The organism is Sinomonas sp. RB5, assembly GCF_054063535.1.
Window position 1 is genome coordinate 45790 of sequence record NZ_JBSSGJ010000001.1, and the last position, 17302, is coordinate 63091.

Below are 17302 nucleotides of genomic sequence, written 5' to 3' on the forward strand. Positions count from 1 at the left end.
GCGCACTATAAGTTGTATCCGACAAGGAGGCACCCATGCCCGAACTCGACAGTTCCCTCGCCGGCGAGTGGCGTATCGACCCCGCCCACACCCGCCTGGGGTTCTCGACCCGCCATGCGATGGTCACCAAGGTGCGCGGCGCGTTCAACGACGTCGACGGCGTCATCAACGTCGATGTCGATGAGCCGACCAACTCCTCCGTGAGCGTCACCATCAAGGTGGCGAGCATCGACACGCGCAACGCCCAGCGGGACGAGCACCTGCGGACCAACGACTTCTTCGATGCCCCGCACTACCCGGAGATCACCTTCGTCTCCAAGCGCATCGACCAGGTCGAGGAGAACAGCTTCATCGTCAACGGCGACCTCACGATCCGCGGGGTCACGAAGGAGATCGCCGTCCCCATCGAGTTCATCGGCATCGAGACCGACCCCTTCGGGAACATGCGGGCTGGCTTCGAGGGCTCGCGCCGGATCGACCGCAAGGACTTCGGCGTCAACTGGAACGCGGCGCTCGACTCCGGCGGCGTCCTCGTCTCCGACCGGATCCTGCTCGAGTTCGAGATCTCCGCGATCAAGTCCGCGGCGGACGCCGGCGGAGCCGAGCAGGCTCAGGCCCAGCAGGCCTGACCGACCCCGGGGCGGCTGGCGTGGGCGAGGACGGGGAGCCGGCCGAGGCCGCCGGCGCGTCCACGGACGCAGCCCCCGCCCACCCCTTCGTCGCCGTGGCGTTCGTCGACCCCACCGGGATCGGCCAGCGCTTCGGCAAGCGGCACTGGCCGCTGCATGTGACGCTCCTCCGGTTCGACACGGCCCCGGCGGCCGCCCACGCGGCGGTCGCCGGGGCCGTTGCCGCATCCGGTGCGGCCCTCCCGCTGCGCGTGCGGATCGGCGCCGACGCCGACTTCGGCTACCGCGGCCGGGTCCGGGTCTCCCTCGTGGAGCCGGACGCCGGCCTCCAGGCGCTCCACGACCGTCTCCGCGAGGCCGTCGCCGCCGTGGGCGGCCGGATCCACAGCCCCCAGCACACCGGGCAGGGGTTCAGGCCGCACGTGTCAGTTCAGGGCGAGCGCCGCGTCCACGCGGGCCAGGTCGTCACGCTCGCCAGCGTGGCACTGGTCGACATGGCCCCGGACGGCGACACTGACTGGCGTGTGCCGCTCGCGGCGTGGCCGTGACCGGGCCCTGACCCGGTGTCGCCCCGGTGTCGCCCAGGCTCAGCGGCCGAGGCTCAGCGTCCCAGCCACGAACCGGCGTCGAGCTCCGCGCGCAGGTTGTGCCGGGCCCGGCCGGCCCACAGGCTGCGAGCGGAGTCCGTATGGAAGAGGGGGTCGAGCCCGAGGAGCTGTTCGAGGACCGCGGCCCGGCCGGCGCGGAACGCCTCGTCCGGCACGTGGGCGAACTCGGCGCGGACCTGCGCGGCGTACCGCCGGTATCCGTGGCGGTCCCGGCCCAGCACGGCGAGGTCTGCGTCGCACAGGAGCTGCCCCGCGGCGTCGGACGCTGCGGGCGCATGCCCCGCGGTGAGCCGCACGAGCCTCCCCACTTCGCCCACCTCCGCGGGCGGGAGCCCGGCGTCGGCGAGTCTGGCCTCGGCCAGCTGCGCCGACTCCTCCTCGTCCCGGCCCGGTTCGGCGCTGCCCGCCGCCGGGGCGCGGTACACCGCGTCGTGGAACCACGCGGCGAGGACGACGGCGCGCGGCGGGGTGCCGCCGTCGTGAATCGTCCCGAGGGCCCCGAGGACAGCGAAGAGGTGGGCGCGCGTGTGGTAGCGCCGGTGCGGCTCCGCCCAGCGCGTCAAGAGCTCCCGCCCGAGCCCCTCCCGGCCCGGGAGGAGCGCCTCCCAGCGCTGGGCCAGCGGAAGCTCGAGGGCCTTGGACCGCTCGCGTGCGGGCACCCGCAGGCCGGACGCGATGAGGGCCCGGGCGAGGTCCCTCCCGGTCACCTCCCGGGCCCCGCGTGCCACGAGGTCCGCGTGGCGGCGCTCCGGGACGTCGTAGTGGTCCTCGTCGAAGGCTCGCTCCGGGATCCCCGCCGCCGCGGCGAAGACGTGCAGCTCGGCGAGGGAGGCATCGGAGACCAGGTGCGCGAAGACTGTCCCGTGGGCCGGCCACATGGGGGAGTCGATGAGGATCGCCATGGGCACCAGCATCCACCCCGCGGTGCCCCCGTGTCGCGGCGGACGGGGGCGCCGTCGACTTGTTCCCAAGACTTGAGTCGCTTACACTCAGGTTAAATGCGTTGACCTTCGTGAAGAAGGCGCGGTTGGATGGATGCGGAACCTGTGGGAAGGGAGCTTGCTGTGGACGTCAAATTCACCACCAAGAGCCAGGAGGCGCTCTCTGCGGCGGCGATGAACGCCTCGACCGCCGGCAACCCCCAGGTGGAGCCCGTCCACCTCCTCAAGGCGCTCATGGACCAGCGCGAGGGCGTCGCCGTCGCGCTCCTGAGGGCCACGGGCGCGGACCCGGACGCCGTCAGCGTTGCCGCGAGCATGGCCATCAAGGCGCTCCCCGCCAGCTCCGGCAGCACCGTGGCCCAGGCCCAGCTGAGCCGGCAGGGCCTGCAGGTCATCCAGGCCGCCCAGCAGCAGGCCGAGCAGATGGGGGACACCTACGTCTCGACCGAGCACCTCCTCATCGGCCTGGCGGCCGACGGCGGCGCTGCGGGCAAGGCGCTGCGGGACAACGGCGCCCAGCTCGAGTCCCTCAAGGCAGCCCTCCCCGGGGTGCGCGGCGACCGGAAGGTGGACTCCCCGGACCCCGAGAACACGTTCCAGGCCCTCGAGAAGTACGGGACCGACCTCACCGCCGTGGCCCGCTCCGGCAAGCTCGACCCCGTGATCGGCCGCGACTCCGAGATCCGCCGGGTCATCCAGGTCCTCTCGCGCCGCACCAAGAACAATCCGGTCCTGATCGGGGAGCCCGGCGTCGGCAAGACCGCCGTCGTCGAGGGCCTCGCCCAGCGGATCGTGGCCGGGGACGTCCCGGAGAGCCTGCGCGGCAAGACCCTCATCTCCCTCGACCTCGGCTCCATGGTCGCGGGCGCGAAGTACCGCGGCGAGTTCGAGGAGCGGCTCAAGGCCGTCCTCGAGGAGATCAAGGCCTCCGAGGGCCAGATCGTCACCTTCATCGACGAGATCCACACCGTGGTCGGCGCCGGCGCCACCGGCGACTCCTCGATGGACGCCGGCAACATGCTCAAGCCCATGCTCGCCCGCGGCGAGCTGCGGCTCATCGGTGCCACGACGCTCGACGAGTACCGCGAGAACATCGAGAAGGATGCCGCCCTCGAGCGCCGGTTCCAGCAGGTGTTCGTGGGCGAGCCGAGCGTGGACGACACCATCGCCATCCTGCGCGGCCTCAAGGAGCGCTACGAGGCCCACCACAAGGTGGCCATCGCCGACTCCGCCCTCGTGGCCGCCGCCACGCTGTCCAACCGCTACATCTCCGGCCGGCAGCTTCCGGACAAGGCGATCGACCTGGTCGACGAGTCTGCGTCCCGCCTGCGCATGGAGATCGACTCGGCGCCGGAGGAGATCGACCAGCTGCGCCGCGCCGTCGACCGCCTCACCATGGAGGAGCTCGCCCTCGAGGGCGAGACGGACGCCGCGAGCGTCGAGCGCCTCGCCGCCCTGCGCGAGGACATGGCGGACAAGAAGGAGCAGCTCGCCGCGCTGAACGCACGCTGGGCGGCAGAGAAGGCCGGCCTGAACCGGGTGGGCGACCTCAAGGCGAAGCTCGACGAGCTGCGCGGACTCGCGGACAAGGCGCAGCGCGAGGGCGACCTCGCCGAGGCCTCCCGCATCCTGTACGGCGAGATCCCGACCTTCGAGCGCGAGCTCTCCGAGGCCTCCGCCGAGGAGGCCGCCGGGGACCGGCTCGGCAGCGCGAAGATGGTGGCGGAGGAGGTCACGGCGGACGACATCGCCGAGGTCATCTCCGCGTGGACCGGCATCCCCGCCGGGCGCATGCTCCAGGGCGAGAGCCAGAAGCTCCTGCGGATGGAGGAGGAGCTGGGCAAGCGGCTCATCGGCCAGAGCCGAGCCGTCCAGGCCGTCTCCGACGCCGTGCGCCGGGCGCGGGCCGGCATCAGCGACCCGAACCGTCCCACCGGCTCGTTCCTGTTCCTCGGCCCCACCGGCGTCGGCAAGACCGAGCTCGCCAAGGCCCTCGCGGACTTCCTGTTCGACGACGAGCGCGCCATGGTCCGGATCGACATGAGCGAGTACTCGGAGAAGCACGCGGTCGCCAGGCTCGTCGGCGCCCCTCCCGGATATGTCGGCTACGAGGAGGGCGGCCAGCTGACCGAAGCTGTGCGGCGGCGCCCGTACTCGGTCATCCTCCTCGACGAGGTCGAGAAGGCGCACCCCGAGGTGTTCGACATCCTCCTGCAGGTCCTCGACGACGGGCGCCTGACCGACGGGCAGGGGCGCACCGTGGACTTCCGCAACGTGATCCTGGTGCTCACCTCGAACCTCGGCAGCCAGTTCCTCGTGGACCCGGACCTCAGCGAGGGCTCCAAGCGCGAGGCCGTGATGGGCGTGGTCAACGCCTCGTTCAAGCCCGAGTTCCTCAACCGGCTCGACGACGTCATCATGTTCGACGCGCTCTCGGTCGACGAGCTGTCCAAGATCGTCGAGCTGCAGGTCGACTCGCTCCAGGCCCGGCTCACCGAGCGCCGCCTCACCCTCGAGGTCACCGACGGGGCCCGTGCCTGGCTCGCGATGACCGGCTACGACCCCGCGTACGGGGCGCGGCCGCTCCGCCGCCTCGTCCAGCGCGAGATCGGGGACCGGCTCGCCCGCGAGATCCTGGCCGGCGAGATTTCCGACGGCGACACCGTCCTCGTGGACGTGGCCGACGTCGAGGTCGACCTCAAGGACCTCACCGGGGCCACGAGCGGGCTGAGCGTCAAGCGCAAGGAACCCGCGGTGCAGTAGGGCCTCAGGGCCGGGCGGCCGGCGATCAGGGGAGGAAGGACGTCGTCAGCGTGTTGCCGTTCGTGCTGACGATGTAGCAGTCCATCCGGCGGTCGCCGGACTTCCAGCCGTCCTCGCTCGGGTAGGCGGAGCGCTGCTTGAGGGCGCTGATGTCCTGGGGCAGCTTCACCTCGGAGGCCTTGCACAGCTGCCCGGCGCGCTGCTCGAGGGCGTCCCGGCCCGGGTAGGCCTCGCTGTCGGCGGCCTTCTCGACCCCGACCAGCTGCGCGGAGTGGGCCTGCGTGCACGGGACTCTCTCGCCGGAGGCGGCCGTGGCGTCGAAGTCTGCGAAGCAGTCGCCCTTGGCGTAGGCGGTGGCCTCGACGGAGGCGGGCCTGCCGATCCCCGAGAGGGCGGCGATGCCCCAGATGATGAGGCCCACGGCCGCGGCGGCCGCGAGAACGATCCAGGCCGCCGGGCGCCTCCGCCTCCGGCGCGCCTGCCGCCTCCTCGCGCTCGGCTCCTCGGGCAGCGGCTCCTCGGGAAGCGGCTCTTCCGGGACCGGCTCCGCAGCCATTTCAGCCGGAACGGACGGCATCGCCGCGGTCATCGGGGAGCGCGCGGGACGTGGGGGAGGGGGCGGGAAATCCTCGCGGCGCGGGGCATCAGGGACGTTGGACGTGCTCATGCACTGGGCTCGCTTCCTTGTAGCTCACACGGCCAGTGGCCAGCGCCGAGCGAATACGCGGAACGGCGCAATTACCTGTAGTCTAGACCTACGACAAATTGATCAGACACTCCGGGGCCTCGCGAACGTGCCTTCGCGACAACCTCCGGGACGACGCAAAAGAGGGGGTCACGCCATGGGGCGCGGCCGTCAAAAGGCTAAGGCAACCAAGCAGGCCCGGGACATCAAGTACTACAGCCCGAGCACTGACTACGCAGCTCTCGAGCGGGAACTCGGCTCGCAGGGCGGCCACTCGTCTCACCGTTACGCGGACAACCCCGAGCCGGACTACTCGGACTACGAGGACAAGTACGCGGATCAGTTTGCCGACGAGGATGAGGACGAGGACTCTCGCCGGATCGGTTGAGGCCCTGAACCCCTTCGAGCATCCGGCCGTCGCCGGAGCGCATGCCGCCGCACTGCGGTCCATCGCCCGCGAGGTGACCGAGAACGCCGCACCCCAGCCGCCCGACGTCGCCCGTGAGGGGATCCTCGGGATGCTGCGCGGCGGCAGCGTGCTCGTGCTCACCGGGGCCGGGGTCTCCACGGCGTCGGGCATCCCGGACTACCGGGGCCCGCAGGGGTCCTGGCGCAAGCACCGTCCGATGACCTACCAGGAGTTCCGCCACGATCCCGCCGCGCGGCACCGCTACTGGGCGCGCAGCTACATCGGCTGGCGGCACCTGAACCGGGCGGAGCCCAACCGGGCCCACCGGCTCCTCGCGCGGCTGGAAGCGACCGGCCACGTGGCCGGCGTCGTCACGCAGAACGTGGACGGGCTGCATGCGGCGGCCGGCACTCAGCAGCTCGTGGCGCTCCACGGCGACCTGGACCGGGTCGTGTGCCTCAACTGCGGCAACCTCGAGGGCCGCACCAACCTCGACGAGCGGCTCGCCCAGGCCAATCCCGGCTACGCCGAGGCCGTCGCCCACGATCCCGCCACGGTCAATCCGGACGGCGACGTGGAGCTCGACTCCCGCTGGGTGGCGCGCTTCGTCATGGTCCCCTGCCTCGTCTGCGGCTCGGACATGCTCAAGCCGGACGTCGTGTACTTCGGCGAGGGCGTGCCGGCCGAACGCAAGGAACGGGCGACGGCGATGCTCGCCGCTGCGCGGGGCCTCCTCGTGCTGGGCTCGTCGCTGGCGGTCATGAGCGGGTTCCGGTTCGTGCTCGACGCGGCCCGCGACCACAAGCCGGTGGGAATCGTCAACCAGGGGCCCTCACGCGGGGACTCCCGGGCTGCCTGGCGCTGGCGCGCCGAGATCGGCGAGGCCCTCGGGGAGCTCAGCGGCGCCCTCTGACGCCCCCACCCACTTCCGTTTCGGGTACGCATCTCGTCGGCACAACGGCGTTTCGGGTACGAGCCTTCGTACCCGAAACGCCGGAAACGCGACGAGATGCGTACCCGAAACGCAGGGGTGGGGAGGGGTCAGGAGTAGGCGTTGACGAGGCGGACCGCGCCGCCGTCCACGCCCTTGGCGCCCTGAACGTAGTCGGGGTCGCCGGCAGGGGCAACGGTCGCGTCGTCCTGGGAGACCCGGCCCATGACCCACGAGGGCAGCCCGCGCTCGGCGAGGCGCGCCAGGGCGGCGTCGGCGGCCTCGGGCGCGACGATGGCGACCATGCCCACGCCGAGGTTGAGCGTCCGCTCGAGGTCGGCCTGCGGCACGCCGCCGAGCTCGGCGACCAGCTTGAAGATGGCCGGCAGCTCCCAGGTGGATCGGTCCACGGTCGCGAGGAGGCCCTTGGGCAGCACCCGGGCGAGGTTGGCTGCCAGGCCGCCGCCGGTCACGTGGGAGAACCCGCGCAGCGCGAGCTCCTCCCCGCCGGCCGCCCCGTTCAGCTCCCGCACGAGGTCGAGGCAGTCCGCGGCGTACACGCGGGTCGGCTCGAGCAGCTCCTCGCCGAGGGTCCGCCCAAGCTCGGAGACCTGCCGGTCGAGCGCCCAGCCGGCGTGGTTGATGACGCGGCGCACGAGGGAGTAGCCGTTCGAGTGGATGCCCGAGGAGGCCATGCCGATCACGACGTCGCCCTCGCGCACCCGCTCGGGGCCGAGCAGGGCGTCCGCCTCGACGACGCCGGTGGCCGCGCCCGCGACGTCGTACTCGTTCTCGCCGAGGAGGCCCGGGTGCTCGGCCGTCTCGCCGCCCACGAGGGCGGTTCCCGCCACGGAGCAGGCCGCCGCGATGCCGCGCACGATGTCCGCGATGCGCTCCGGGACGACCTTGCCGCACGCGATGTAGTCCGTCATGTACAGCGGCTCGGCGCCGACCACCACGATGTCGTCCACGACCATGCCGACGAGGTCGAAGCCGATCGTGTCGTGCACGTCCATGGCCTGCGCGATCGCGACCTTGGTCCCGACCCCGTCCGTGGAGGTCGCCAGCAGCGGCCGGCGGTAGGTGAGCAGGCGCGAGACGTCGAACAGGCCCGCGAAGCCGCCGACACCGCCGAGCACCGAATCGGTGTGGGTGGCCTTGACGGCGTCCTTCATGAGCTCGACGGCGCGGTCCCCGGCCTCGACGTCGACACCAGCGCCAGCGTAGGTAATCACCGTGTTGGCGGTGCCGGAGGCACCCTGTGCGGGCTGGGACTGGTCAGGGGTGCTGGCGCTCATGCGGTTTCATTCCTGTCGGCCGGGGTCAGCAGGGACTCGAGTTCGGATCCGGGGCCCGGGTCGCAGCCGGCGGCGCCGGGGCGTTCTGCGGGATCGGCGGTGGCGCCGTCCGCCGTGGCCGCCGCGGTGTCGCGCTCGAGGAGGTTTTTGCCGAGCCGGTCGGCGCTCGGCAGCTCGATCGGGTACCTCCCGGTGAAGCAGGCTGTGCACAGGCGCTCGCGTGGCTGGTGCGTGGCGGCGATCATGCCGTCCTCCGAGATGTACCCGAGCGAGTCCGCGCCGATGGCCTGGGAGATCTCCTCGATGGTGGCCCCGTTGGCGATGAGCTCGGCGCGCGAGGCGAAGTCGATCCCGTAGAAGCACGGCCACTTCACCGGCGGGGAGGAGATCTTGACGTGGACCTCCTTGGCCCCGGCCTCACGAAGCATGCGCACGATGGCCCGCTGCGTGTTGCCGCGCACGATCGAGTCGTCCACCACGACCACGCGCTTGCCGCGGATCACGGACTCGAGCGCGTTGAGCTTGAGCCGGATGCCGAGCTGGCGCAGCGTCTGGGACGGCTGGATGAAGGTGCGGCCCACGTAGGAGTTCTTGACGAACCCGTGCGCGAACGGGATGCCCGACTCTTCGGCGTACCCGACCGCGGCCGGGGTGCCCGACTCGGGGACCGGGATCACGAGGTCCGCCTCGTGGGTGTTCTCCCGCGCGAGCTGGCGGCCCATCTCGACGCGGGACTCGTACACCGAGCGGCCGGCGATCGAGGCGTCCGGGCGCGCGAGGTAGACGTATTCGAAGACGCAGCCGGCGGGCGTGGCCGCGCCGAAGCGCTGGGAGCGGACGCCCTTCTCGTCGATGGCGATGAACTCGCCGGGCTCGATCTCGCGGATGAAGCTCGCACCGACCGTGGCGAGGGCGGACTGCTCCGAGGCGACCACCCAGCCGCGCTCGAGCCGGCCCAGGCACAGCGGGCGGATCCCGTGGGTGTCGCGCGCGGCGTAGAGCGTGCCCTCGTCCATGAACACGAAGCAGAAGCCGCCGCGGATCTTCGGCAGCAGCTCGATCGCGGTCTGCTCGAGGGTCTGGCCCTTCTGGCCCTGCAGGAGCGCTGTGACGAGGGCCGTGTCCGAGGTGTTGCCCTGCTTCATCTCGCCCGTGAGCTCGCCGCCGGTGAGCTCCTCGATCATGTCCCGGAGGTCGGCGGTGTTGGTCAGGTTGCCGTTGTGGGCGAGGGCCACGGTGCCGTTCGCGGTCGCGCCGAGCGTGGGCTGGGCGTTGGCCCAGTGGCTCGCGCCGGTCGTCGAGTAGCGGCAGTGGCCCACGGCCAGGTGGCCCGTGAGCGTGTTCAGTGTCGACTCGTCGAACACCTGGGACACGAGACCCATGTCCTTGTAGACGTTGATCCGGGTGCCGTCGCTCGTCGCGATGCCCGCGGATTCCTGCCCGCGGTGCTGGAGCGCGTACAGGCCGTAATAGGTGAGCTTGGCGACTTCTTCGCCGGGTGCCCACACCCCGAAGACGCCACAGGCGTCCTTGGGACCTTTGTCGTTTGTGTCTAAGTCGAGCGAGAGGAGTCCGTCACCACGTACCACTGGTCGATTGTCTCATGGAGCCGGGGCCGGGCCCGCCTCGGGGCCGTCCTCGTCCGTGGATGACGTGCCCGCCGCGGCCGGCGAGTCCGCGGACGACGGCGAGTGGCCGCCGTCGTGCGCCAGGGCGCCTTCCGCCGTGGCCTCCGCAGGAGGGGCCGGCTCCTCGACCTCCTCGACGGTGGCCCGCCGGGCGCGGCGCAGCGAGACGCGGTCGAGGACGAGGGCCGCCAGGCCGCCCAGGAGCACCCCGCCAGCGGCGAAGAGGACCAGGAAGTAGCCGAACACCGAGCCCTGCGTGTAGTTCTGCGGAGCGGGCTCCGCGTAGGACGTGATCGCCGCGACGATGACGCCGAGCACGCCGCCGGCCACGAGGAACGGCACGTACTTGGGGGCGCGGCGGACGCTGATCTGGCGCTGGGAGGGCATGGGACAAGCCTATCCGCCGCCGGCGGCACGCACGACGCCGCCCCGTCACCGGCGGATGGCGGTGACGGGGCGGCGCGGGCAGGGGTGCGAGCCCCAGTCGGGGTCAGTGCGCCCCGTGGGCCTCCTTCACGGGGAGCTCGTTGCCGTCCTTGTCCAGGACCTTGCCGTTCTCGCAGCGGTCGCCCTCCTGGAGGCAGTCGAGGACCTGGATCGGGATCATGCGGGTGGGGGCGGCGGCGAACACCGAGGGATCGTGCGGGGTGCCGCGCTTGACCACGTTGAAGATGATGTTCAGCAGGACCGCCATGATCGCCGCGGAGGAGATGCCCGAGTCGAAGATGACCTGGAACCACGAGGGGAAGCTCGCGTAGAACGTCGGGCTGACCACCGGGATGAGGCCGAAGCCGATCGAGGTCGCCACGATGATCAGGTTCATGTTGTCCCGGTAGTCGACCTTGGACAGCGTCCGGATGCCGGAGGCCGCCACGGTGCCGAAGAGGACGATGCCGGCGCCGCCGAGGACGGGCATCGGGATCGCCGCGACCACGCGGCCGAGCACCGGAAGGAGGCCGAGGATCATGAGGACGCCGCCGCCGGCCGCCACCGCGAAGCGGCTCTTGATGCCGGTCACGGCCACGAGGCCGACGTTCTGGGCGAACGCGCTCTGGGTGAAGCCGTTGAAGATCGGCGACACCGCGGAGGAGAGCATGTCGGCGCGCAGGCCGTTGGCGATGCGCTTGGAGTCGACCTTCGCCCCGGTGACCTCGGCGACGGCGAGGATGTCCGCCGTGGTCTCCGTGAGGATGACGAGGACGACGATGACCATGGAGATGATGCCGGCCGGCGGGAACGTCGGCAGGCCGAAGTGGAAGGGGTCCGGGAAGGCGAAGATCGGGCCGTTGGCGACCTGGGAGAAGTCGGCCTTGCCGAGGATGGCGGCGATGACGGTCCCGATGACGATCGCGAGCAGGATCGACAGGCGCGAGATCATGCCGCTGCCGAGCTTGCTGAGGACCATGATGATCACGAGGGTGAGCGCCATGAGGCCGATGTTCGCCATGCTGCCGTAGTCCGGGGCCTTGGCGTTGCCGCCGAGGGCCCAGCCTGCCGCGACCGGGACGAGCGAGAGCCCGATGGTGGTGATGACCACGCCGGTGACCACGGGCGGGAAGAAGTGGACGATCTGGGCGAAGAACGGTGCGACGATGAGGCCGATCACCGAGGCGGCCATGACGGAGCCGAAGACCGCGGGGAGTCCGCCGCCGCCGTTCACGATGGCGAGCAGCGTGGCGACCGAGGCGAACGAGGTCCCCTGGACGAGCGGCAGCTGGGAGCCGAACCACTTGATCCCGAGCGTCTGGAGGAGGGTCGCGAGCCCGCCGATGAAGAGGCAGGCCGTGATCAGGAGGGCGAGGTCGGGACCCTTGAGGCCCGCGGCGGAGCCGATGATGAGCGGCGGCGCGATGATGCCGCCGTACATGGTCAGGACGTGCTGGAAGCCGTAGGCGAAGGCGGTGCCGATGGGCAGCTTCGTGTCTTCCGGGCGTGCCGCCTCGGCGCTGTGATGGCCTGGTGCGGGCGCTTGATTTCGGGACATAGCGGACCTCCTTGTCAGCTGGATATTCCGAGTGCGCAACTTCTCTGTGGGTGGGTGATGTGCCGCGGGCGGCCGGCGCAGGGAGTGCCGGGCCGCCCGCGGCGGTCTGTGGCCCCCCGGAGGGGACGGTCCCGCCTCGAGGTGAGGCGAGTCGGAGGGAGGACGACGGCGGCCGGAGTTCACCGCCGTCGTGCCTCTCCCCGTGGGCGGGAGGCTGGTGCCGAGAGGTAGTGGCGCCGGCTCAGCAGAAGCCGGTGATGCCGTCCCAGGCGTCGTTGTCCGCCGAGATGGACTCGCGCTGGAAGTTCGCCTCGATGAGGCCGTACGGGCGGTCGGCCGCGTAGAAGACCTCGTTGGGGTTGTCCAGGCCGAACGGAGTCAGGTCGACGAGGAAGTGGTGCTTGTTCGGGGTCGAGAAGCGGATCTCCTCGATCTCGGCGTGCGCATCCAGGACCTTCTGGGCCATCTGGAAGAGCGTCTGCTGGAGGGCGTACGAATAGCCCTCGGTGAACCCCTCGAGCAGGAGCGCCTTGACGTCGTCGTAGGACTTGTTGAAGTCCACCGACCCGTTGGCGACCGCCTCGGGGCTGTACCGCCACCGGGCCGAGACGTCGGTGGCAAGGATGCGCTCCGTGGTCTCCGCGAGGGTGGTGAAGCGGTCCTTCGGGTAGCCCACGAACCCGGACTGCGTGGACTTGAGGACCGTGAGGTCGTTCAGGCCGGAGATCACCTGGACGGCGTCACCGTCCTTGACGACGACCGCGTTGCGGACCTCCTGGCCCTTGCGGAAGAACGAGTGGTCGTGGCCCTCGGCCTTGCCCTGCCCGGGGGCGGAGATGCGCTCCCAGGCGTACTGCTCCGCCTCCCAGCGGCCGCCCGTGACCCATCCGAACTCGGAGGTGAAATGGTTGGCGAGGCGGAGGAGGAACTGCTCGGGCGAGCCGACGCCCTCACGGGCGAAGCCGTAGACGGTGTTCTTCTGGGTGTCCGTCGGGACCACGTGGCCGTTGTCGCCGTCGAAGTGGGCGGCGTCGAAGTCGCCCCGCAGCTGCGAGGTGACGCTGAGGTCCTCGATCTCGTGGCGGTCGGTGTCGCGGGTGATCTTGACGACGCGGACCTCGGCCTTGCCGTACTGGTTCTTGCCCAGGACGATCTTGGTGTTCTCGGTGCTCATGGGTACTTAGCTCCCTCGGTACGTGGAAAAGGCGAAAGGACTCAGCAGAAGCGGCACGTGGTAGTGCGCCTCGGCCGCGTTGACCGTGAAGGCCAGCGATACCTCTGGGAAGAAGGTGTCCTGCCCGATGCCGGCGAAGTAGGCGCCCGTGGCGAACGTGAGGCGGTACTCGCCGCTGTCCAGCCGTTCGGGGCCAAGCTCTTTCACCCGCCCGTCAGCATCGGTGATGCCCGCTCCAATCTGGGACCATGCCTCGCCGTCGCGGGCGTAGAGTTCGACGGCGACACCTGCGGCCGGCTTCCCGGCAGCGGTATCCAGAATGTGGGTGGTCACATGGGAGACGCTCACGCGCTCAGCTCCTCTCGGAATGCGCCGTCCTGCACGCTCTGCTGCAGGCGCAGCACCGCGATCTCGCGGAGCTGCTCGGCGACGATGGGCTCCTCCTGCTCGGGCGTGTGGCCCAGGCGTTCCTGGAGGGCGGAGAGCATCTCCTCGGCACTGCGGCCGGCGGCGCGGATCAGGAAGACCCGGCCGAACTTCTCCTCGTACGCCCGGTTCCCCTCCGCCAGGGCGGCGGCGATGTGCTGGTCGTCGGGATTGACGCCGGCCTGCTCGCTGCGCGACATCGAGGCCTCGGCCGAGGCGCCGGACGCCCTCTCCCCGATGCGGGGATGGTGGGACAGTGCGCCCTCCAGCTCCTCGGGGGTGAAGGGGTCCGCCGCGCGGCGCGCTGCTGCCAGGAGGTCCTCGACGCCCGGGAACGGGCGTGCTGCGGTGATCTCCTCGACCCAGCGGTCGATGTTGAGGCACGGCTTCAGGAGCTCTCGTGCCTCAGGGGCGGGGGCGGCATTGAACTGTTCAAGCAACATGGCTTGTCGGGTCCTCAACTGCTCAATGCTGGCATCCACGGTGACGGCTATACGGAACGTCGGTTTCTTGGGTTCCGCATCGTGGAACTGTTATTTCAGCATGTGCAATTATTCTGACCTACGAACGGTGTGACTGTCAACACGTCCGGGTGATCTGGGATACAGGGATTGTGCCATAGGGGCACTCCACAGCCGAGGGGCCCCGCCGAGGCCACCCCTGGGGCCTGAGGCCACGAGTGTGCGGCTCACGCGGGTGCTGAGACTTCGAACCCGCATCAGCCGCACACTCGACGGTGACTCCCGGGGGGCGGCGCGCAGAAGGGCCCCGGACGCAGCAGCAGCCGGTCCGGGGCCCACGGGCGGGCTCAGCAGGTCAGAGGCCGAGCCTGGTGCGCAGCGCGGCCACGTGGCCGTCTGCCTGCACGTTGTAGTCGACGGACTCGATCTCGCCCTCGGGGGACACCACGGCCGTGGACCGCAGGATGCCCTCGCGGACCTCGCCGTTGACGATCTTCTCGCCCCAGGCGCCCCACGCCTTGGCGACGGCGGCGCCCTCGTCCGCAAGGAGCGGGAACGTGAGCGAGAAGTCCTCGGCGAACTTCGCGATGTCCTCCACGGGGTCCGGCGAGATGCCGATGACCTTGACCCCGCCGGCGTTGAGCGCGTCGAGGCTGTCCCGGAAGTCGCACGCCTCGGTGGTGCACCCGGGGGTGGCCGCCTTCGGGTAGAAGTAGACGACGACGCGGCCGCCGCGGTAGTCCTCGAGCGAGACCGGCGTGCCGGTGGCGTCCGGCAGGGTGAACGCGGGGGCCTGCTGCCCCGCGCTGAGCTTGGTCAGTGCTGTCATGGTTCCTCCTGTAGGCAGATCTGCGAGTCGTCTCACGCGGAGCCGCGGCGGAGCAGCTGGCCCTTGGGCTCGCTGAAGTCCACTTCGGTGCCGCGCACGAACGTCCGCCGCACCACACCGGAGAGGGACTTGCCCTGGTACGGCGTGATGTGGTTCTTGTGGTGCAGCTTCTCCGCGTCGACGACGAACGTCTCGTCCGCGGCGAACACGGCCAGGTCCGCATCGTAGCCCGGCGCGAGGTGGCCCTTGCGCTGCAGCCGGGCGAGCTCGGCCGGGCTGCGCCCCATCCACTCGACGACGCGCTCGAGCGGGATGCCCCGCTGCCGGGCCTCGGTCCAGATGAGCGGCAGCCCGAGCTGGAGGGAGGCGACGCCGCCCCAGGCCACGCCGAAGTCACCGTGCTCGGGATCCTTGAGGTCCACCGTGGAGGGGGAGTGGTCCGAGACGATGCAGTCGATCACGCCGTCCTCGAGCCCCTTCCACAGCAGCTCACGGTTGGAGGCCTCGCGGATCGGCGGGCAGCACTTGAAGGCCGTGGCGCCGTCGGGGATCTCCTCGGCCAGCAGCGTGAGGTAGTGCGGGCACGTCTCGACGGTGAGCTTCACGCCGTCGCGCTTGGCGCTGGCGATCATCGCGAGCGCGTCCGAGGAGGACAGGTGCAGGATGTGGGCCCGCGCGCCGGTCCAGCGCGCCCGCTCGATGACCCCGGCGATCGCGACGTTCTCGGCGCCGCGGGGCCGGGAGTGGAGGAACCGCTCGTAGACGGCGCCCTCGGCGGAGGGGGCGTGGTCGATCGCCTGGGAGTCCTCGGCGTGGACGATCATGAGGCCGTCGAACGAGGCGATCTCCGCGAGGTCCTTCTCCAGCTCGTCGATCTCCAGGTGCGGGAACTCGTCGACGCCGGAGTGGAGGAGGAAGCACTTGAAGCCGAACACGCCCTCCTCGTGCAGCGGGCGCAGGTCCCCGGTGTTGCCCGGGATTGCCCCGCCCCAGAAGCCCACGTCCACGAACGACTGCGTCTCGGCGGAGCGGCGCTTGACGTTGAGCGCGTCCACGCTGACGGTGGGCGGGATCGAGTTCAGCGGCATGTCGATGATGGTCGTGACGCCGCCGGCCGCCGCGGCCTTGGTCGCGGAGGCGAAGCCCTCCCACTCGGTGCGGCCGGGCTCGTTGACGTGCACGTGGGAGTCGACGAGGCCGGGGATGAGGGTCTCGTCCTCCGCCAGCTCGATCACGTCCCGGCCGGCAAGCCCGGCCCCGAGGGGCTCGACGGCGGCGATCCGGCCGCCGGAGATGCCCACCTCGCGGGGGTGGATGCCCTCGTCCGTGAGGACCCGCTGCCCGCGGACCACGAGGTCGTATTCGATATCAGTCACCGCACAGGTTCCCTTCCGCTCTTGTCTCCAACGATAGATGCGGCCAGATCGATCCCGACCTGCCGCACGAGGCTGCGCGCCCCGCGGATGCACGCCTCGACGTCCGGCTCGAGGTCCGTGAGCGCGTGCACGGCGTCGAAGCCGGCCGCGGCGGGGTCCGCGAGCTGGCTGCGCCCGCACACCGCCACCACCGGGACGCCGAAGGCCCGGGCCTCGGCCGCGACGCCCACGGGGGCCTTGCCGGCGAGGCTCTGGAGGTCCAGGCTGCCCTCGCCGGTGACGACGAGGTCGGCCCCGGCGAGCTTCTCGCGCAGGCCGGTGAACTCGACGACGACGTCGATCCCGCGCCGCCGCGTCGCGCCCAGGGCCAGGGCCGCGTAGCCGACGCCCCCGGCCGCACCGGCCCCGGGCTGGCCCTTGGCCGCGGCGGCCGCAGGCCCCATCGCCGCCCCGAGGACGGCCGCGAACGCCTCGAGGGCGGCGTCGAGCTCCTCGACGTCCGACGGGGTGGCCCCCTTCTGCGGGCCGAACACCGCGGCGGCGCCGCGCGGGCCGGTGAGGGGATTGTCGACGTCGGCCGCGAGGGTCAGGCGCGCCCGGTCCAGGCGGGTGTCGAGGTCCGACAGGTCCGCCTCGGCGATCCGCGCGAGGGCCGCGCCGCCGAGCGGGAGGCCGTTGCCGGCGTCGTCCGTGAAGCGCGCGCCGAGCCCGGCGAGCATGCCGGCGCCGCCGTCGGTGCAGGCGCTGCCGCCGACGCCGAGGACGATGTCCCGGCAGCCGGCGTCGAGCGCGGCGCGGACGAGTTGGCCGGTGCCCAGGCTCGTGGCGCCGCGGGCGTCCTTGACCCCGCCCGGGAGGACGTCGAGTCCGGAGGCGGCGGCCATCTCGATGACCGCCCGGGTGCCGGACACGGCGAACTCCGCCGTGAGCGTGGCACCGGTGGGGCCGGCGACGGCCGCCCGGCGCGGGGTGAAGCCCGCGCCGAGCGCCGCGGTCACGGTGCCCTCGCCGCCGTCGGCCACGGGGACCAGGACGAGCTCGGCCTCCGGGAGCACCGCGCGGATGCCCTCCGCGAGCGCCTCGGCCACCTCGGGGGCCGTGAGGGAGCCCTTGAACTTGTCGGGGGCGAGGACGATCTTCATCAGTTCTGCTCCGTGCCC

At 71.3% G+C, this 17302-nt stretch carries 17 protein-coding genes; 5 read left to right on the top strand and 12 right to left on the bottom strand.

The window, feature by feature from the left end; translation table 11 throughout:
• Nucleotides 1-35 precede the first annotated feature (35 nt).
• Nucleotides 36-629, top strand: a complete 594-nt coding sequence (locus ACVWWH_RS00220) for a YceI family protein (protein WP_447419869.1) — start codon at nucleotides 36-38, stop codon at nucleotides 627-629.
• Between the two features lie 20 nt (nucleotides 630-649).
• A complete protein-coding gene (locus tag ACVWWH_RS00225; RefSeq protein WP_457315205.1) occupies nucleotides 650-1177 on the top strand; it encodes a 2'-5' RNA ligase family protein in 528 nt (175 codons plus the stop codon).
• Between the two features lie 53 nt (nucleotides 1178-1230).
• Here the strand turns inward: ACVWWH_RS00225 and ACVWWH_RS00230 are convergent, their stop codons facing one another.
• Nucleotides 1231-2139 (bottom strand): DUF4031 domain-containing protein, encoded by a 909-nt coding sequence (locus ACVWWH_RS00230; RefSeq protein WP_457315206.1) that lies wholly within the window; start codon nucleotides 2137-2139, stop codon nucleotides 1231-1233.
• A 162-nt stretch (nucleotides 2140-2301) separates the two neighbouring features.
• Between ACVWWH_RS00230 and clpB the strand changes: the two genes are divergently transcribed.
• Nucleotides 2302-4941, top strand: coding sequence for an ATP-dependent chaperone ClpB (gene clpB, locus ACVWWH_RS00235; RefSeq protein ID WP_066500229.1), 2640 nt, complete (start codon nucleotides 2302-2304; stop codon nucleotides 4939-4941).
• 25 nt (nucleotides 4942-4966) lie between these two features.
• Here clpB and ACVWWH_RS00240 read toward each other — a convergent pair whose 3' ends face one another.
• A complete protein-coding gene (locus tag ACVWWH_RS00240) occupies nucleotides 4967-5497 on the bottom strand; it encodes a hypothetical protein (RefSeq protein WP_457315207.1) in 531 nt (176 codons plus the stop codon).
• A 286-nt stretch (nucleotides 5498-5783) separates the two neighbouring features.
• Between ACVWWH_RS00240 and ACVWWH_RS00245 the strand changes: the two genes are divergently transcribed.
• Both ACVWWH_RS00245 and ACVWWH_RS00250 read left to right on the top strand, forming a co-directional pair.
• The gene (locus ACVWWH_RS00245) at nucleotides 5784-6014 is read left to right on the top strand and encodes a DUF3073 domain-containing protein (RefSeq protein WP_066500221.1); all 231 of its coding nucleotides are present in this window, start codon (nucleotides 5784-5786) and stop codon (nucleotides 6012-6014) included.
• Entirely contained in the window at nucleotides 5983-6948 is a 966-nt protein-coding gene (locus ACVWWH_RS00250; RefSeq protein ID WP_457315208.1) for an NAD-dependent protein deacetylase, read from the top strand. Before ACVWWH_RS00245 ends, ACVWWH_RS00250 begins: the two co-directional genes overlap by 32 nt.
• Before the next feature lie 128 nt (nucleotides 6949-7076).
• Here ACVWWH_RS00250 and purM read toward each other — a convergent pair whose 3' ends face one another.
• The 10 genes from purM to ACVWWH_RS00300 all read right to left on the bottom strand — a co-directional run bounded on the left by purM (nucleotide 7077) and on the right by ACVWWH_RS00300 (nucleotide 17284).
• Nucleotides 7077-8264: a phosphoribosylformylglycinamidine cyclo-ligase gene (gene purM, locus ACVWWH_RS00255; RefSeq protein WP_141305655.1), complete on the bottom strand. Its 1188-nt coding sequence runs from the start codon at nucleotides 8262-8264 to the stop codon at nucleotides 7077-7079.
• Complete coding sequence (purF, locus tag ACVWWH_RS00260) at nucleotides 8261-9853, bottom strand: amidophosphoribosyltransferase (RefSeq protein WP_066500220.1); 1593 nt, start codon at nucleotides 9851-9853, stop codon at nucleotides 8261-8263. Before purF ends, purM begins: the two co-directional genes overlap by 4 nt.
• Before the next feature lie 12 nt (nucleotides 9854-9865).
• Entirely contained in the window at nucleotides 9866-10279 is a 414-nt protein-coding gene (locus ACVWWH_RS00265) for a hypothetical protein (RefSeq protein WP_457315209.1), read from the bottom strand.
• Between the two features lie 103 nt (nucleotides 10280-10382).
• On the bottom strand, nucleotides 10383-11876 hold the full coding sequence (locus tag ACVWWH_RS00270; RefSeq protein WP_457315210.1) for a nucleobase:cation symporter-2 family protein: 1494 nt from the start codon (nucleotides 11874-11876) through the stop codon (nucleotides 10383-10385).
• 241 nt (nucleotides 11877-12117) lie between these two features.
• Nucleotides 12118-13050, bottom strand: coding sequence for a factor-independent urate hydroxylase (gene pucL, locus ACVWWH_RS00275; RefSeq protein WP_457315211.1), 933 nt, complete (start codon nucleotides 13048-13050; stop codon nucleotides 12118-12120).
• Between the two features lie 6 nt (nucleotides 13051-13056).
• Complete coding sequence (gene uraH / locus ACVWWH_RS00280; RefSeq protein ID WP_066500213.1) at nucleotides 13057-13398, bottom strand: hydroxyisourate hydrolase; 342 nt, start codon at nucleotides 13396-13398, stop codon at nucleotides 13057-13059.
• Nucleotides 13395-13937, bottom strand: a complete 543-nt coding sequence (gene uraD, locus ACVWWH_RS00285; RefSeq protein ID WP_457315212.1) for a 2-oxo-4-hydroxy-4-carboxy-5-ureidoimidazoline decarboxylase — start codon at nucleotides 13935-13937, stop codon at nucleotides 13395-13397. The genes uraH and uraD overlap by 4 nt, the downstream gene beginning before the upstream one ends.
• A gap of 355 nt (nucleotides 13938-14292) precedes the next feature.
• Nucleotides 14293-14766: a thioredoxin-dependent thiol peroxidase gene (gene bcp / locus ACVWWH_RS00290; RefSeq protein ID WP_457315213.1), complete on the bottom strand. Its 474-nt coding sequence runs from the start codon at nucleotides 14764-14766 to the stop codon at nucleotides 14293-14295.
• A gap of 32 nt (nucleotides 14767-14798) precedes the next feature.
• Nucleotides 14799-16142, bottom strand: a complete 1344-nt coding sequence (gene allB, locus ACVWWH_RS00295; RefSeq protein WP_457315214.1) for an allantoinase AllB — start codon at nucleotides 16140-16142, stop codon at nucleotides 14799-14801.
• The gene (locus ACVWWH_RS00300) at nucleotides 16139-17284 is read right to left on the bottom strand and encodes a glycerate kinase (protein WP_457315215.1); all 1146 of its coding nucleotides are present in this window, start codon (nucleotides 17282-17284) and stop codon (nucleotides 16139-16141) included. The genes allB and ACVWWH_RS00300 overlap by 4 nt, the downstream gene beginning before the upstream one ends.
• Between the last annotated feature and the right edge of the window lie 18 nt (nucleotides 17285-17302).

Excerpts from the sequence above, each read along its gene's own strand:
- ACVWWH_RS00220 (WP_447419869.1), top strand. The coding sequence starts at position 36 with ATGCCCGAACTCGACAGTTCCCTCGCCGGCGAGTGGCGTATCGACCCC.
- ACVWWH_RS00230 (WP_457315206.1), bottom strand. The coding sequence starts at position 2,139 with ATGGCGATCCTCATCGACTCCCCCATGTGGCCGGCCCACGGGACAGTC.
- ACVWWH_RS00240 (WP_457315207.1), bottom strand. The coding sequence starts at position 5,497 with ATGGCTGCGGAGCCGGTCCCGGAAGAGCCGCTTCCCGAGGAGCCGCTG.
- ACVWWH_RS00245 (WP_066500221.1), top strand. The coding sequence starts at position 5,784 with ATGGGGCGCGGCCGTCAAAAGGCTAAGGCAACCAAGCAGGCCCGGGAC.
- ACVWWH_RS00250 (WP_457315208.1), top strand. The coding sequence starts at position 5,983 with ATGAGGACGAGGACTCTCGCCGGATCGGTTGAGGCCCTGAACCCCTTC.
- purM (WP_141305655.1), bottom strand. The coding sequence starts at position 8,264 with ATGAGCGCCAGCACCCCTGACCAGTCCCAGCCCGCACAGGGTGCCTCC.
- ACVWWH_RS00265 (WP_457315209.1), bottom strand. The coding sequence starts at position 10,279 with ATGCCCTCCCAGCGCCAGATCAGCGTCCGCCGCGCCCCCAAGTACGTG.
- ACVWWH_RS00270 (WP_457315210.1), bottom strand. The coding sequence starts at position 11,876 with ATGTCCCGAAATCAAGCGCCCGCACCAGGCCATCACAGCGCCGAGGCG.
- pucL (WP_457315211.1), bottom strand. The coding sequence starts at position 13,050 with ATGAGCACCGAGAACACCAAGATCGTCCTGGGCAAGAACCAGTACGGC.
- bcp (WP_457315213.1), bottom strand. The coding sequence starts at position 14,766 with ATGACAGCACTGACCAAGCTCAGCGCGGGGCAGCAGGCCCCCGCGTTC.
- ACVWWH_RS00300 (WP_457315215.1), bottom strand. The coding sequence starts at position 17,284 with ATGAAGATCGTCCTCGCCCCCGACAAGTTCAAGGGCTCCCTCACGGCC.